Origin of the sequence: Pseudomonas sp. RG1, from assembly GCF_025910115.1 — a bacterium.
In the GTDB taxonomy this organism is placed as follows: domain Bacteria; phylum Pseudomonadota; class Gammaproteobacteria; order Pseudomonadales; family Pseudomonadaceae; genus Aquipseudomonas; species Aquipseudomonas atacamensis.
In genome coordinates this window covers 137069-151927 of the sequence record NZ_JAPCIK010000055.1, presented here as the reverse complement: position 1 = coordinate 151927, position 14859 = coordinate 137069, and the positions used below count along the sequence as shown (strand labels likewise).

Sequence of the window (14859 nt, the reverse complement as noted above, 5' to 3'; positions counted from 1 at the left end):
GTTGGCTAGCTTGCCATGCTTGCTCCGACAGATGAATATCGCAGGCCGATAAAGTCCGTTTACCGCTTTGGAATGTGCGCATGCCTGATACTTTCGACCCCGATCATTTACGCGCGAGCCTCAAGCCATTGGCCGAGTGGCAGCCGTTATCGGATGAGGCGAAGGCTTATCAGCGCTTCTACAAGACCGACTTCGCCGAGCGCGATGTCTGGCGCGGCATGGGTCGTTTCGAGGTCGATGGCTACGAGCTGGTCAGCCATTGCTGGTGGCCGGAGAAGGTCAAGGCGACGTTGTTTCTGCTCCACGGTTACTACGATCACATCGGCCTGTACCGGCATGTGATCGAGTGGGCGCTGGATCAGGATTTTGCCGTGATCGCCTGCGACTTGCCGGGCCATGGTCTGTCGAGCGGGCCACGGGCAAGCATTCGTGATTTCTCTGAATACCAGGACGTGTTGCAGGCGCTGTTTGCTGAAGCGAGCTCGATCGCGCTGCCGCAGCCTTGGCATTTGTGCGGGCAGAGCACCGGTGGCGCGATTGTCGTCGATCACCTGCTCAACCATGGCGAGAACAGCCCGGCGCAGGGGCAGGTGATTCTGCTGGCGCCATTGGTAAGGCCGAGGGCGTGGGCCTGGTCGCAGTTGAGTTATTACCTGCTGCGGCCGTTTGTACGCGGGGTCGCGCGACGCTTCAGCGAGAACTCCAACGATCCGGATTTCCTGCCGTTTCTGCAGGCCGATCCGTTACAGCCAAGGCGCCTGCCGACGAAATGGGTGGGCGCGCTGTCGCGCTGGATCATCCGCGTCGAGCACGCGAAAAAAAGTCCGCGACGGCCGCTGATCATTCAGGGGCAGGCGGACATGACTGTCGACTGGCAGCACAATCTGCAGGTGTTGAAATGGAAGTTCGACCGACCGCAGATTCTGCTGCTGGCCGAGGCACGGCATCACCTGGCCAATGAAACGGCGGAGATGCGTGAGGAGTATTTCGAATTCTTGAGCAAGCGGATCAGGGGGCGGAATCTCTAGTGCCTGGGAGGGCCTCTTCGCGAGCAGGCTCGCTCCCACAGGGGAATGCGTTACAACTGTGGGAGCGAGCCTGCTCGCGAATGCGATCTTTCAGGTAACGAACATCACTGGCCGACCGCCAACCCCGCCCGAATCGCCGCCAGTGCCGCCTGGTAGTAAGCCTTGCCCTCGGTCGACTCGGCAAATGTCGCAAACTCTTCCAGCTCTTCATCCGACAAGTCGCGATAGACATAGAGCAGCGTGTTGTTCAGATCGGCGCCGATCTGATCCATCAACCGCTGGCGCTGACCGTTCAACATGCCCTGTGCCTGTCCACCGCCGAGCAGTCCCGGGATCATCGAACTCAAGCTGTCCGCCGCTACGCCGGCAATCGCCAGGCTGACCTCGGCGCCCGCCTCACGGGCTGGCAGGGCCTGGGCGAGATGGCCGATGATCAGCAAGCGACTGTCGCTGGCCTGCATCTTCGGCAGGCCCTGGGCATTTTTTGCCAGTTGATCGCGACGGGTCGCCAGCAATTCGGCGGCGACGATTTTCTTGCCCAGCGGTGACTGGAAGAAGGTCAGCGCCGGTTTCGGGTCGGCGAGTTTCTGCCGCAGTTGCGCTTCGGCACGCTGATCCATGGCCTGCGCGGCAAAGCGTTGATTGCTGTTGTTGACCAGCGCCTGAAACACCGCAGGCGGCAGGCTGTTCTGATAGCGCTGCTGGGCGGCGCTCAGGGCATCGTTGAAATGCGCGCGTTGTTCTGGCCAGCCGGCGACCTTGTACAACTGATCAAAGCCGTCCGCCCAGGCGGGCAATACGCAGAACATCAACAGTGAAAAAAGCAAACGGCGCATAGGGACTCCTGTCAGCAGCGGACTATTGTCCGTGCGGTGCCGGTACTTGTCGAGAATTCGTAGCAAGGCGCTGCATGGCTCTGTCGGATTTGTTGCCGTCGGCATACTATGCGCGCCATGCCGATATCCTCTGAACACCCGCTGCTGTTACGCATTGTCGACGACCTGGCCGAACACGGCTGGTCGCAGCAGAACATCTTCCTGCCCGCCGATCTGACCCGGGCGCTGGCGGCCGAGTGCCGTAAACGTGAAGCCGAAGGTGAGCTGGCGCCGGCGGCGGTCGGACGCGGGCCGTTTTCGGAGATTCGCGAGGGTATTCGCGGCGATCACATCCAGTGGATCGACCCGGGTCAGGCCGAGGCCACCGACCGTTACCTGAGCCTGATGGACAGTCTGCGCGAGGCACTCAATCGTGGCTTGTTTCTGGGGCTTGAGGATTTCGAATGCCATTTCGCCCTGTACCCGCCCGGCGCGTTTTACCTCAAGCACGTCGACCGCTTTCGCGATGATGACCGGCGCATGGTCTCGGCCGTCATTTACCTCAACGAGGCCTGGTTGCCGGAGGACGGCGGCCAGTTGCGCATGTACCTGGGCGAGGAACGCGTGCATGACGTACAGCCGACCGGCGGCTGTCTGGTGGTGTTTCTCTCCGGCGAAGTGCCCCACGAAGTGTTGCCGGCCCATCGCGAGCGCCTGTCGCTGACTGGCTGGTTCCGTCGCCGTGGCAACGAGCCGTTCTGAACATGGAAAAGATCCTGGTCAGTCGCTGCCTGCTGGGCCATCGCGTGCGTTATGACGGTGGTGCGAGCGGGCCGTTTGATCTGCTTGAGCAGTGGATCGAAGAAGGGCGGGTAGTGCCGTTGTGTCCTGAGGTGGCCGGTGGATTGCCGACGCCGCGGGCGGCGGCTGAGATTCCTGGCGGGCAGGGCGGAGAGGTGCTGGATGGCACTGCTGCTGTGATCACTACCGATGGCGAGGATGTCAGCGTGCAGTTTCTCGAGGGGGCGCGGCGAGCGCTGGAACTGGTGCAAAAGCACGGCATTCGGGTGGCGGTGCTCAAGGCCAACAGTCCTTCTTGCGGGAATCTGCTGACGTATGACGGCACGTTCAGTGGGGTCAGAGTCAGTGGCGAAGGGGTGACGGCGGCGTTGCTGAAGCGCCATGGGGTTCGGGTTTTCAGTGAGCTTGAGCTGGCTGAGGCGGCGGTGACTCTGGCGGCTTTGGACTGATCCGCCATCGTTGCCCTCACCCCAGCCCTCTCCCGGGGGGAGAGGGGGCCGACCGAGGTGTCTGCCGCTGTCCATCGACCTGAAAGACCTTGGCGACCAGGGATTCGACAAAGCCATGATCAGTCGATTTCGGATTCGGTATAGCAATCCCAAGTCGGCGTACCTCTAAAGCATCCCCGGATCAGTTCCCTCTCCCTCCGGGAGAGGGTTAGGGTGAGGGGCTCTTACGGTTTCAACCACTTCTCGGACAACGCCGCCAACCGCCCATCCGCCTTGATCCGTTCCAGCGCGCTCTTGAGGCTGGCCTGAAACGCCGGATTACCCTTCTGAAACGGTATCGCCAATTCCACCGGCGCCGCCGCTTTCGGCTTCTCTTCCGTCAACGCCTGCACCAGCACCATCGGCCGTGGCGTCTCGTCCTTCTTCGCCAACAACTGCCCGTCGACCTGGCCGTACGGCTCGCTGAAGTCGAAACGATCCTTGAGTTCGGGTGTCAGTGCTATGTGGTTGAGCGCGACGTCGTACTTGCCGCTTTCAACGCCCTGGAGCAGGTCGCCCTGGTCGGTGACGATGAAGTCGGCGCGTACATCCAGCTCGTTGGCGATCAGTTGCCCAAGCTCGACCTCGAACCCCGTGAGGGTGTCGCCTTCCTTGTAATTGAAGGGCGGTGTATTAGCCTCAAGGGCTATGCGCAGCTCGCCACGGTCGTTGATGTCATCAATCAGTTCGGCGTGAGCCAGCGGGCTCAGAAGGGGTAGCAGGCAGATCAGGCCAGGCAGCAGGCGCATGGTCACTCCTTTGAAATCATTATCGCGACGCTCTGATTCAGGCTCGCTTTGCTATGGTTGTCGAGTGCCTTCGACAACGAATGGTCATGAAGTTGTCATGACCGTGCGGATTTTACGGAAAAACTGGAGAAGAAAATGAAAAGCTTTTTGTCACGTGCAGCGTTGGCCGGTGTGCTGATGGGTGTTTCGGTGCTGGCCAGTGCGGCGACACCGGCGCCGAAGGATGCTGAAGTGTTCATCGTTTCTCCCGAGGACGGCGCTACCGTCTCGCAGGAATTCAAGGTCAAGTTCGGCGTCAAGAACATCGCGCTGGCCCCGGCGGGTGACACCACCAAGAACACCGGCCACCATCACCTGCTGATCGACGTCGATGATTTGCCGGCCGAAGGCGCGCCGATCCCGACTGACGCCCATCACATGCATTTCGGCAAGGCGCAGACCGAAGCCACGATCAAACTGGCCCCGGGCAAGCACACCTTGCAACTGATCCTCGGCGACAGCGGCCACATGCCGTTCGACCCATCGATCGTTTCGGAAAAAATCACCGTAAACGTGAAATAAAAAAAGGGAGCCCTGCGGGGCTCCCTTTTTTAATTCAGCTTCAAGTGGCTAGCTGCAAGCGGCAAGGTAAAGCAAAAGCGCTGTTCACTTGCCGCTAGTAGCTTGAAGCTTGCCGCTGCTTCTTCAGAAGAGAACACGGCTACGGATAGTGCCGTTGACGTGTTGCAGTTTCTCTTGCGCCAGCTCCGAGTATTCGGCGTCTACGTCGATCACCACGTAGCCGACTTTCTCGTTGGTCTGCAGGAACTGACCGGAGATGTTGATGCCGTTTTCGGCGAAGACCTTGTTGATCTCGCTCATCACACCCGGGATGTTCTCGTGGATGTGCAGCAGGCGGTGCTTGCCAGGGTGAGCCGGCAGGGCCACTTCCGGGAAGTTCACCGACGACACCGAAGTACCGTTGTCGCTGTACTTGACCAGTTTCTCTGCCACTTCCAGACCGATGTTGGCTTGCGCTTCGGCGGTCGAGCCACCGATGTGCGGGGTCAGGATCACGTTGTCGAGGCCGCGCAGCGGGCTTTCGAACTCTTCATCGTTGGAGCGTGGTTCCACCGGGAACACGTCGATGGCCGCGCCGATCAGGTGCTTGTCCTTGATCGCGTCCGCCAGGGCGTCCAGCTCGACCACGGTGCCGCGTGCGGCGTTGATCAGGATGCCGCCCTTTTTGATGGCGCGGATTTCCTTCTCGCCGATCATCCACTGGGTCGCCGCAGTTTCCGGGACGTGCAGGGTGACGATGTCGGACATGCCCAGCAGCTCGTGCAGGTTGTTGACCTGCGTAGCGTTGCCCAGTGGCAGCTTGGTCACGGTGTCATAGAAGAACACCTGCATGCCCAAGCCTTCAGCCAGCACCGACAGCTGCGTGCCGATCGAGCCGTAGCCGACGATGCCCAGCTTCTTGCCACGGATCTCGAACGAGTTGGCGGCGGACTTGATCCAGCCGCCACGGTGGCAGGATGCATTCTTCTCAGGGATGCCGCGCAGCAGCAGGATCGCTTCGGCCAGTACCAGCTCGGCTACGGAACGGGTGTTGGAGTACGGCGCGTTGAACACGGCAATACCGCGCTCGCGGGCCGCACTGAGGTCAACCTGGTTGGTGCCGATGCAGAAACAGCCGACCGCGACCAGTTTCTTCGCGTGATCGAAGATCTCTTCGGTCAGTTGCGTGCGCGAGCGAATGCCGATGAAGTGAGCGTCAGCAATCTTTTCCTTGAGCTGGGCTTCCGGCAAGGAACCAGTCAGGTATTCGATGCTGGTGTAGCCCGCCGCCTTGAGGACGTCGACAGCCGATTGGTGGACGCCTTCGAGAAGAAGGAACTTGATCTTGCTCTTATCGAGAGAAGTCTTGCTCATCTGCGTAAACCTGTATCCCGGAGAAAAATGGCAGGGAGGGAGCAGCCTGGAGCTGACCCGCACGGCAACAAAGCCGTCACCGCGGATCTGGCCTTGGGCACTGTCCTGCGGGGTCGGTATGCTAGCATAGCCACCCCGCTAAACACTCATTCCTGCGACGTGAAGCGTTCTCAGGATGACCATGAATTGTTCGAGAGTTCTGTCGATGACCAATCCTGCGCTGATTGATGAACTGAAGACCCTGGTTGAGCCTGGCAAAGTCCTCACCGACGCCGACTCCCTGAACACTTACGGCAAGGATTGGACCAAGCACTTCGCCCCGGCGCCGAGCGCTATCGTGTTTCCCAAGACCATCGAGCAAGTGCAGGCCGTGGTGCGTTGGGCCAACACCCACAAGGTCGCACTGGTGCCGTCCGGCGGGCGCACCGGGTTGTCCGCCGCTGCGGTGGCGGCCAATGGCGAAGTGGTGGTTTCGTTCGATTACATGAACCAGATTCTCGACGTCAACCTCACCGACCGCACCGCCGTCTGCCAGCCGGGTGTGGTCACTGAGCATCTGCAGAACGTCGCCGAGGAAAACGGCCTGTACTATCCGGTCGACTTCGCCTCGGCGGGTTCCAGTCAGATTGGCGGCAATATCGGCACCAATGCCGGCGGGATCAAAGTGATTCGCTACGGCATGACCCGCAACTGGGTTGCCGGCATGAAAGTCGTCACCGGCAAGGGCGACGTGCTGGAACTGAACAAGGACCTGATCAAGAACGCCACCGGTTACGACCTGCGTCAGCTGTTCATCGGTGCCGAAGGCACCCTCGGTTTCGTTGTCGAAGCGACCATGCGCCTCGATCGCGCGCCGAAAAACCTCACGGCGATGGTCCTCGGCACCGCCGATTTCGATTCGATCATGCCGGTGCTGCATGCCTTCCAGGGCAAACTCGACCTGACGGCGTTCGAATTCTTCTCCGACAAGGCCTTGGCCAAGGTCATGGGCCGTGGTGACGTGCCGGCGCCGTTCGAGACCGAGTGCCCGTTCTACGCCCTGCTGGAATTCGAAGCGACCACCGAAGAAGTGGCCAACAGCGCGCTGGAGACCTTCGAACACTGCGTAGAACAGGGCTGGGTGCTCGACGGCGTGATGAGCCAGAGCGAAACCCAGCTGCACAATCTGTGGAAGCTGCGCGAGTACATCTCCGAAACCATCTCCCACTGGACGCCGTACAAGAACGACATCTCGGTTACCGTCTCGAAAGTGCCGGCGTTCCTGCGCGAAATCGACGCGATCGTTGGCGAGCACTACCCGGATTTCGAAATCGTCTGGTTCGGCCACATTGGCGACGGCAATCTGCACCTGAACATCCTCAAGCCGGAAAATCTGAGCAAGGACGAGTTCTTCGCCAAGTGCGCCACCGTCAACAAGTGGGTGTTCGAAACCGTCGAGAAATACAACGGCTCGATCTCGGCCGAGCACGGCGTGGGCATGACCAAGCGTGATTACCTGACCTACAGCCGCTCGCCGGCCGAGATCGAGTACATGAAAGCGGTCAAGGCAGTGTTCGACCCGAACGGCATCATGAACCCGGGCAAGATTTTCCCGGTTTGATCGGTAATCTCTGTTGAACCAATAAAGGCAGGAGTCGGTAAATGAGCTATCAGCACCAGTACGTCGACGGCACGCGCATTCACTTCCCGATCGGGAAAGTCGTGTGCATTGGCCGCAATTACGCCGAACACGCCAAGGAACTGGACAATCCGGTGCCGACCGAGCCGCTGCTGTTCATCAAGCCGGGCAGTTGCGTGGTGCCGCTGGAAGGCGGGTTCAGCATTCCGACCGAGCGTGGTTCGGTGCACTACGAAGCGGAAATCGCCGTGTTGATCGGCAAGCCGCTGTCAACCAAGCCGAGCCGTGAAGAAGTCCTCGATGCGATCTCCGGCTTCGCCCCGGCGCTGGACCTGACCCTGCGCGACAAGCAGGCCGAGCTGAAAGCCAAGGGCTTGCCTTGGGAAATCGCCAAATCGTTCGATGGTGCAGCGGTGATCGCGCCGTTTGTGGTCGGCAGCACCTTCGCTGACCTGACCGACATCGGCATCCGCCTGACCATCAACGGCGAAGTGCGCCAGGACGGCAACAGCAGCGCGATGCTCAACCCGATCGTGCCGATGATCCAGCACATGGCCGGCTGCTTCTCGCTGCAGGCCGGCGACGTGATCCTCACCGGCACGCCAGTGGGCGTCGGCCCGCTGAACGTCGGCGATGAAATCGTCCTCGAACTGCCGGGGGCGAGCAGCTTCAGCAGCAGCGTGCGCTAACCGCAGAACCCCTTGTAGGGGGTGAGCTTTGTGGTGAGGGGATTTATCCCAGCAGGCCCCTCTTCAAGATCAAGAGGGGCGCGCTTCGCGCGCCAACGGGGATAAATTCCCTCGCCACAAGGGCCATTCCATATCTGTAATGTGTTGCTGCTGGCAAATGCACACGGCAATCCCGCCATTTCCCGTTTTTTTCACATCCTCTCTGGATAATTCCCGCGATTCTGGCGTCTCAGCCGGCCTCTTTGTGCTATTACCCTTGGCCTGAATTAACGGAACGCATCCCTTGATGGCATCTTCAACTCAGCAGAAATCCCCCTCCCGTTCGCGCTTCGTCCTGCGCTGGTATGTCTGGCTGTTGCTGGTCATCGCCGCAGCCTATGGGCTGGCGTTCGCCATGCACTGGGATGATCGCGGCGTGCTGTGGGTGCTGGAGCGCTTCGAGAGCAAGGCCGAGCAGAAGGAGAGCGTGTGGCTGCCGGATTATCAGGTGGTGATCGATGCCAAGCCGCTGCCGGGCATGGAAAAGGACGAAGCTTCGGATCTGGCCTACAACCCGCAGACCAGGACCCTGTTTGCGGTGATGGGCAAGAATGCCTTTCTGGTCGAGCTGACGCTTCAGGGCGACGTGTTGCGCAAGATGCCGTTGGTGGGCTGGAGTAATCCGGAAGGCTTGACGGTCATGGAAAACGGTTTGCTGGCCATTGTCGATGAGCGTGAGCATACGCTGTCGATCGTCAAGGTCGATGCCGCGACTCGTGAGCTGAACATCGCCGATTTCCCCAAATACGACCTCGGGCCGTCGAAAGATCAGAACAAGGCTTTTGAGGCCATCACCTGGGATCCGCGCAACCAGCGCCTTATTCTGGGGGAGGAACGCCCCCCGGCGCTGTTCACCTGGAAAAGCGATGGCGGCCAGACCCTGCAGGGCGAGAAGCAGAAACTGGCCAGCGATCAGCTGGATCTGCGCAACCTGTCGGCGCTGGCTGTCGATCCGCGCACTGGCCATCTGCTGGTGTTGTCCGCCGATTCGCACCTGTTGCTGGAACTGGACGAGGCCGGCAAGCAAGTCAGCTTCATGACATTGCTCGGCAATTTCAACGGTCTGAAAGACACCATCCCCCGCGCCGAAGGCATGACCATGGATGAGGAAGGCACGCTGTACATGGTCAGCGAACCGAACCTGTTCTACCGATTCGAAAAACATCGGTAATGCTTTCCCTGTAGGAGCCGCCGCAGGCTGCGATCTTTTGATCTTGCCTTTCAAAAGCAAGATCAAGAGATCGCAGCCTTCGGCAGCTCCTACACGGGTTGGCTTGTGGTCTGGGGCAAGTGGCCATTAAGCTTCAATTCAGACGGGCGTGATATTTCATCGGCCTGTCATGAATCCGAGCCTGCCTGAATGCGTCGACTTGCCCGCCCCAAACCGCTGATCCTCGTCCTGTTGATGATTGTCCTGATCGCGTTGCTCGCGATCGGCCAATACCTGCGCCTGTTCGAGCGCGCCTGGTTCAACCTGCACACGCTGTGGCAACCGGTGAGCAGCGAGGCGATCGGCCTGGATCAATATCGGGTGATCATCGAAGCGCGACCGATCGACGGGCTCGACGATGACGTCTCGGCGCTGACCTACGATCCGGTGCGCAAAAGCCTGTTCACCGTGACCAACAAGAATTCCGAACTGATCGAACTGTCGCTGGAAGGCAAGATTCTGCGGCGCATCGCTCTGGTGGGGTTTGGCGATCCGGAAGCCGTCGAGTACATCAGCGCCGACACCTACGTGATCACCGACGAGCGTCAGCAACGCCTGATCAAGATCCACCTTGAAGCCGACACCACTTTTCTCGATGCCGAAGATGCGGAGCAAATGACCTTGGGCGTGCACATGGCCAGCAACAAGGGTTTCGAGGGGCTGGCTTACGACTCGGTGGGCAAGCGGCTGTTCGTGGCCAAAGAGCGCGACCCGATGCTGATCTACGAGGTCCACGGCTTCCCGCATTTCAAACCGGACAAGACCTACGCGGTGCACGTGATCAACAACCCCAAGCGCGATGCCGGGATGTTCGTGCGTGATCTGTCGAGTCTGCAGTACGACGAGCGCAGCGGGCACTTGCTGGCACTGTCGGACGAGTCGCGGTTGATTATCGAACTGGATGTCGACGGGCGCCCCTTGAGCACCATGTCGATCAGCGGCGGGCGTCAGGGTTTGCAGAAAACCGTGCCGCAGGCGGAAGGGATTGCGATGGATGATGACGGCACGTTGTACCTGGTGAGCGAGCCGAATCTGTTTTACGTCTTCAAGAAGCCCACACAAAACTGACCAACACCACAAAACACTGTGGGAGCGAGCCTGCTCGCGAATGCGGTTGGCCAGTCAATGAAGATGTTGGCTGAACAGGCGCATTCGCGAGCAGGCTCGCTCCCACAGGTTTATTTGTCTGCCCATGATTCGGGCAGTCTGTTACTCAGCCTTCAGGGTTTTCACGCCTTCACTGGTGCCCAGCAACAGCAGATCCGCCGGGCGCGCGGCGAACAGGCCGTTGGTGACCACGCCGACGATGGCATTGATCTGCGCTTCCAGCTCCACCGGGTTGGTGATCTGCAGGTTGAACACGTCGAGGATGATGTTGCCGTTGTCGGTCAATACGCCTTCGCGGTACACCGGGTCGCCACCGAGTTTGACCAGTTGGCGGGCAACGTGGCTGCGGGCCATCGGGATGACTTCCACCGGCAGCGGGAACTCGCCGAGTACCGGCACCAGTTTGCTGGCGTCGGCGATGCAGATGAAGGTCTTGGCCACGGCGGCGACAATCTTCTCGCGGGTCAGGGCGGCGCCGCCGCCCTTGATCAGGTTCAGGTGCGCATCGCTTTCATCGGCGCCGTCGACGTAGAACTCCAGATCGCTGACGGTATTCAGCTCATACACCGGAATCCCATGGCCCTTGAGGCGCGCGGCGGTGGCTTCGGAGCTGGCAACGGCGCCATCGAACGCGCCCTTGTGCTGGGCCAGTGCATCGATGAAGCAGTTGGCGGTGGAGCCGGTGCCGACGCCGACGATGCTCTTGTCGTCGAGTTTCGGCAGGATGAAGTCGACAGCGGCCTGGGCCACGGCCTGTTTGAGTTGATCCTGGGTCATGCGGGCTCCGGAAGCGGGCAAGGGTTGGGCAGAAAGGCCGGCATTATAGGCCTCGCGGTGGTAGAGGGGGAAACAAGCTGTGGCGAGGGGATTTATCCCCGTTCGGCAACGCAGTCGTCGTAAGACCCTGGAACGCGGTGTAACTGAAAAAATGCAGGGGAGCGCTTCGCACTCCAGCGGGGATAAATCCCCTCGCCACGACAGTGCTCACTCAAGAATGGGTTTCCAGACCTTAAAACCACCTGTTTAGTGTGGTCGCCTCGGCAAAAGGCGGGTTAGACTCGCTGGTCCCGCCCAATCGCCAGTGATGCTTTCCGATGCTCGAACAGTACGTCAAGAAGATCCTCACCTCGCGCGTTTATGACGTTGCCGTAGAAACCCCGCTGCAGAACGCTCGCCAGCTCTCCGAGCGGCTGGGCAACGACATCTGGCTCAAGCGTGAAGACTTGCAGCCGGTGTTCTCGTTCAAGATTCGCGGCGCCTACAACAAGCTGACGCAACTGAGCGACGAAGAGCGCGCTCGTGGCGTGGTCACCGCGTCGGCGGGCAATCATGCGCAGGGGCTGGCCTTGGCGGCGAAAGTGTTGGGCGTCAAAGCCACCATCGTCATGCCCAAGACCACCCCGGAAATCAAGGTCGAAGGCGTGCGTTCGCGCGGCGGCAAAGTGGTGCTGCACGGTGACTCGTTTCCGGAAGCGCTGGCCTACTCGCTGAAACTGGTCGATGAAAAAGGCTACGTCTACATCCACCCGTACGACGATCCGCACACCATTGCCGGGCAGGGCACCGTGGCGATGGAAATCCTGCGTCAGCACCCGCAGCCGCTGGATGCGATTTTCGTCCCGGTCGGCGGTGGCGGCCTGATCGCCGGTATCGCGGCCTACGTGAAATACCTGCGTCCGGACATCAAGGTGATTGGCGTCGAACCGGACGATTCCAACTGCCTGCAAGCGGCAATGGCAGCGGGCGAGCGCGTGGTTCTGCCGACTGTCGGCATCTTCGCCGACGGCGTGGCGGTGGCGCAGATCGGCCAGTACACCTTTGAGATCTGCAAGGATTACGTCGATGAAGTGATTACTGTCAGCACCGACGAGATCTGCGCAGCAATCAAGGATATCTACGACGATACCCGCTCGATCACTGAGCCTGCCGGCGCGTTGGGCGTAGCCGGGATCAAGAAGTATGTTGAGCAGCGTGGCGTCAGCGGCCAGACTTTCGTCGCCATCGACTCCGGCGCCAACGTCAACTTCGACCGTTTGCGCCACGTCGCCGAGCGCGCCGAACTGGGCGAAGGTCGCGAGGCGATCATCGCCGTGACCATCCCGGAAAAGGCCGGCAGCTTCAAGGCGTTCTGCGAAGCCATCGGCAAGCGCCAGATCACTGAATTCAATTACCGCTACAACACCGGCAGCGAAGCACACATCTTTGTTGGCGTGCAGACCCACCCGGACAACGACCCGCGCAGCGCCTTGCTGGCGAGCCTGACCGAGCAGGGTTTCCCGGTCATCGACCTGACCGACAACGAACTGGCCAAGTTGCACATCCGCCACATGGTCGGCGGCCGCGCGGCGCAGGTGGTCGATGAAGTGGTGCTGCGCTTCGAATTCCCGGAGCGCCCGGGCGCGCTGTTCAACTTCCTCAACAAGCTCGGCGGGCGCTGGAATATCTCGATGTTTCACTACCGCAATCACGGCGCAGCGGACGGCCGCGTGGTCGCCGGCCTGCAAGTGCCCCATGACGAGCGTCATCTGGTGCCGGCGGCACTGGCGGAAATCGGCTACCCGTATTGGGATGAAAGCGACAACCCGGCCTATCAGCTGTTTCTTGGCTGAGCGGCTACGCTGATGGGCATGGATCTACGGAAGAGAACGACATGGAAACCCTGACCACCCTGAAAGTCCTTCACGTCGCGGCGACCGTGGTCATCCTCGCGAGCGGGCTGGTGCTCGCCGCCCTGACCTGGCGTAATCGCAGCGAAGGCCCGGCCAGTACGATGCGCCGTCCGTGGCTGTTCATCTGGTGTCTGATGCTGATCGGCATGCTCAGCATGCCTTTCACCGGCTGGTGGCTGGTACACCTGGTGGGCTGGCCATTGGGCCAATTGTGGATTCTGGGTTCCAGCGTGATCTATGCCGTGGCCACGCTCAGCGCGGTCTGGCTGCTGGTCCGGCTGGATCGGCTGTGGACAAGCGGGATGGGCAATCGCAAGTTCAATCTGGCCCTGGCGATTGTCAGCGGCGTCGGGTTTGTCGCCATAGCGGCGTTGATGGGGGCCAAGCCGGTTTAAGGCTTGAGGCCGAGTTGACCCCCATCGCTGGCTTGCCAGCGATAGCAATCTCAGTCGCGCAACGAAATCACCGGCCAGCCACGCTTCTCGGCCTCGGCCCGCAGATTCGCATCCGGGTCTACCGCCACCGGATTCGCCACCTGCTCCAGCAGCGGCAGATCATTCATTGAATCGCTATAGAAATAGCTGTCCTCAAGCGAATGCCCGGTCTCTTCCAGCCAGCGATTGAGGCGCGTGACCTTGCCTTCACGGAAACACGGAATGTCGGTGCTGCGCCCGCTGTAGCGGCCGTCGATCATCTCGCATTCGGTGGCGATCAGGGTTTCCACGCCCAGGCGCACGGCGATCGGCGCCGTGACGAAGCGGTTGGTGGCGGTAATGATCACCAGTTTGTCGCCGGCATCGCGGTGTTTTTTCAGCAGCTCCAGTGCCTTGGGCAGCACGATCGGCTCAATGCAGTCGCGCATGTAATCGCTATGCCAGGCGTCGAGTACGGCCATTTCGGTGCGGCCGAGAATTTCCAGGCAGAAGTTCAGGTAGGCAGCGTTGTCGAGCTTGCCGGCCAGGTAATCCTGATAGAACTCGTCGTTGCGCGCCTTGTAGGCGATCGGGTCGAGGAAGCCGCGCTCGCACAGATAATCGCCCCAGGCGTGATCGCTGTCGCCGCCCAGAAGGGTGTTGTCCAAATCGAATAAAGCCAGGCGCATTGCAGTTACCCGCTGAAAAGTCAGTAAAAAGGCGACAAGAATACGGTCTTTTCACAAGAGTGCACATAAGGTAGGAACCTTCGTTGCCGCCTCATCAAGCTTTGTGGAACAATGCGGCGACATGCGTTTGCGAGGTTGTTGCCGTGATCGACCCCGATGGTTTCCGCCCCAATGTCGGGATCATTCTGACGAATGACGCCGGCCAGGTGCTATGGGCTCGCCGTATCAATCAGGACGCCTGGCAGTTTCCGCAAGGGGGGATCAACCCCGAGGAGACGCCGGAAGACGCCTTGTACCGCGAGCTGAACGAAGAAGTTGGCCTGGAACGTGAAGATGTTGAAATACTGGCCTGTACCCGAGGCTGGTTGCGCTATCGTTTGCCGCAACGCCTGGTGCGTACCCACAGCCAACCGCTGTGCATCGGCCAGAAACAGAAATGGTTTCTCCTGCGCCTGATCTCCAACGAGCAGCGGGTGCGGATGGATCTGACCGGTAAACCGGAGTTCGATGGCTGGCGCTGGGTCAGCTATTGGTATCCGTTGGGCCAGGTGGTGACATTCAAGCGCGAGGTGTATCGACGCGCTCTCAAAGAGCTTGCCCCGCGCCTTTTAGCGCGCGACTGACGACGGA

Annotated in this window: 16 protein-coding genes; 11 read left to right on the top strand and 5 right to left on the bottom strand. The window is 60.4% G+C overall.

The genetic code is table 11. The features are described 5' to 3' along the window. Positions 1-80: 80 nt before the first annotated feature. Complete coding sequence (locus tag OK411_RS26675) at positions 81-1028, top strand: alpha/beta hydrolase (protein WP_264365917.1); 948 nt, start codon at positions 81-83, stop codon at positions 1026-1028. 104 nt (positions 1029-1132) lie between these two features. On the opposite strand, the gene OK411_RS26670 is transcribed toward OK411_RS26675, so the two are convergent. After that, positions 1133-1864 carry a DUF2059 domain-containing protein gene (locus tag OK411_RS26670; RefSeq protein WP_123441772.1) on the bottom strand — a complete coding sequence of 244 codons (732 nt, stop codon included), beginning with the start codon at positions 1862-1864 and terminating at the stop codon, positions 1133-1135. Positions 1865-1972: 108 nt separating this feature from the next. Between OK411_RS26670 and OK411_RS26665 the strand changes: the two genes are divergently transcribed. Next, positions 1973-2605 (top strand): 2OG-Fe(II) oxygenase, encoded by a 633-nt coding sequence (locus tag OK411_RS26665; RefSeq protein WP_024014711.1) that lies wholly within the window; start codon positions 1973-1975, stop codon positions 2603-2605. A 2-nt stretch (positions 2606-2607) separates the two neighbouring features. Beyond that, positions 2608-3093 (top strand): DUF523 domain-containing protein, encoded by a 486-nt coding sequence (locus OK411_RS26660; RefSeq protein WP_264365916.1) that lies wholly within the window; start codon positions 2608-2610, stop codon positions 3091-3093. 224 nt (positions 3094-3317) lie between these two features. On the opposite strand, the gene OK411_RS26655 is transcribed toward OK411_RS26660, so the two are convergent. Continuing rightward, the gene (locus OK411_RS26655; protein WP_136493140.1) at positions 3318-3881 is read right to left on the bottom strand and encodes a transporter substrate-binding domain-containing protein; all 564 of its coding nucleotides are present in this window, start codon (positions 3879-3881) and stop codon (positions 3318-3320) included. 135 nt (positions 3882-4016) lie between these two features. Here OK411_RS26655 and OK411_RS26650 point away from each other — a divergent pair, with 135 nt between their 5' ends. Next, the gene (locus OK411_RS26650) at positions 4017-4442 is read left to right on the top strand and encodes a DUF4399 domain-containing protein (protein WP_024014708.1); all 426 of its coding nucleotides are present in this window, start codon (positions 4017-4019) and stop codon (positions 4440-4442) included. A 123-nt stretch (positions 4443-4565) separates the two neighbouring features. Here the strand turns inward: OK411_RS26650 and serA are convergent, their stop codons facing one another. After that, complete coding sequence (gene serA / locus OK411_RS26645) at positions 4566-5795, bottom strand: phosphoglycerate dehydrogenase (protein ID WP_024014707.1); 1230 nt, start codon at positions 5793-5795, stop codon at positions 4566-4568. Between the two features lie 205 nt (positions 5796-6000). Between serA and OK411_RS26640 the strand changes: the two genes are divergently transcribed. The 4 genes from OK411_RS26640 to OK411_RS26625 all read left to right on the top strand — a co-directional run bounded on the left by OK411_RS26640 (position 6001) and on the right by OK411_RS26625 (position 10419). Further along, on the top strand, positions 6001-7395 hold the full coding sequence (locus OK411_RS26640; RefSeq protein WP_041476861.1) for an FAD-binding oxidoreductase: 1395 nt from the start codon (positions 6001-6003) through the stop codon (positions 7393-7395). A gap of 41 nt (positions 7396-7436) precedes the next feature. Further along, positions 7437-8102: a fumarylacetoacetate hydrolase family protein gene (locus tag OK411_RS26635; RefSeq protein ID WP_024014705.1), complete on the top strand. Its 666-nt coding sequence runs from the start codon at positions 7437-7439 to the stop codon at positions 8100-8102. A gap of 286 nt (positions 8103-8388) precedes the next feature. Beyond that, positions 8389-9312: an SdiA-regulated domain-containing protein gene (locus tag OK411_RS26630; protein WP_264365915.1), complete on the top strand. Its 924-nt coding sequence runs from the start codon at positions 8389-8391 to the stop codon at positions 9310-9312. A 189-nt stretch (positions 9313-9501) separates the two neighbouring features. After that, entirely contained in the window at positions 9502-10419 is a 918-nt protein-coding gene (locus OK411_RS26625; RefSeq protein ID WP_262136553.1) for an SdiA-regulated domain-containing protein, read from the top strand. Between the two features lie 141 nt (positions 10420-10560). Here OK411_RS26625 and rpiA read toward each other — a convergent pair whose 3' ends face one another. Then, positions 10561-11235: a ribose-5-phosphate isomerase RpiA gene (rpiA, locus tag OK411_RS26620; protein WP_007913886.1), complete on the bottom strand. Its 675-nt coding sequence runs from the start codon at positions 11233-11235 to the stop codon at positions 10561-10563. Positions 11236-11552: 317 nt separating this feature from the next. Between rpiA and ilvA the strand changes: the two genes are divergently transcribed. Together ilvA and OK411_RS26610 are read left to right on the top strand one after the other, a co-directional pair. Continuing rightward, a complete protein-coding gene (gene ilvA / locus OK411_RS26615; RefSeq protein ID WP_071172186.1) occupies positions 11553-13067 on the top strand; it encodes a threonine ammonia-lyase, biosynthetic in 1515 nt (504 codons plus the stop codon). A 41-nt stretch (positions 13068-13108) separates the two neighbouring features. Next, the gene (locus tag OK411_RS26610; protein ID WP_264365914.1) at positions 13109-13522 is read left to right on the top strand and encodes a DUF2269 domain-containing protein; all 414 of its coding nucleotides are present in this window, start codon (positions 13109-13111) and stop codon (positions 13520-13522) included. A gap of 50 nt (positions 13523-13572) precedes the next feature. Here OK411_RS26610 and OK411_RS26605 read toward each other — a convergent pair whose 3' ends face one another. Beyond that, the gene (locus tag OK411_RS26605) at positions 13573-14229 is read right to left on the bottom strand and encodes an HAD family hydrolase (RefSeq protein WP_264365913.1); all 657 of its coding nucleotides are present in this window, start codon (positions 14227-14229) and stop codon (positions 13573-13575) included. 143 nt (positions 14230-14372) lie between these two features. Here OK411_RS26605 and OK411_RS26600 point away from each other — a divergent pair, with 143 nt between their 5' ends. Then, complete coding sequence (locus tag OK411_RS26600; RefSeq protein ID WP_003229203.1) at positions 14373-14852, top strand: RNA pyrophosphohydrolase; 480 nt, start codon at positions 14373-14375, stop codon at positions 14850-14852. The last annotated feature ends 7 nt before the right edge of the window (positions 14853-14859 follow it).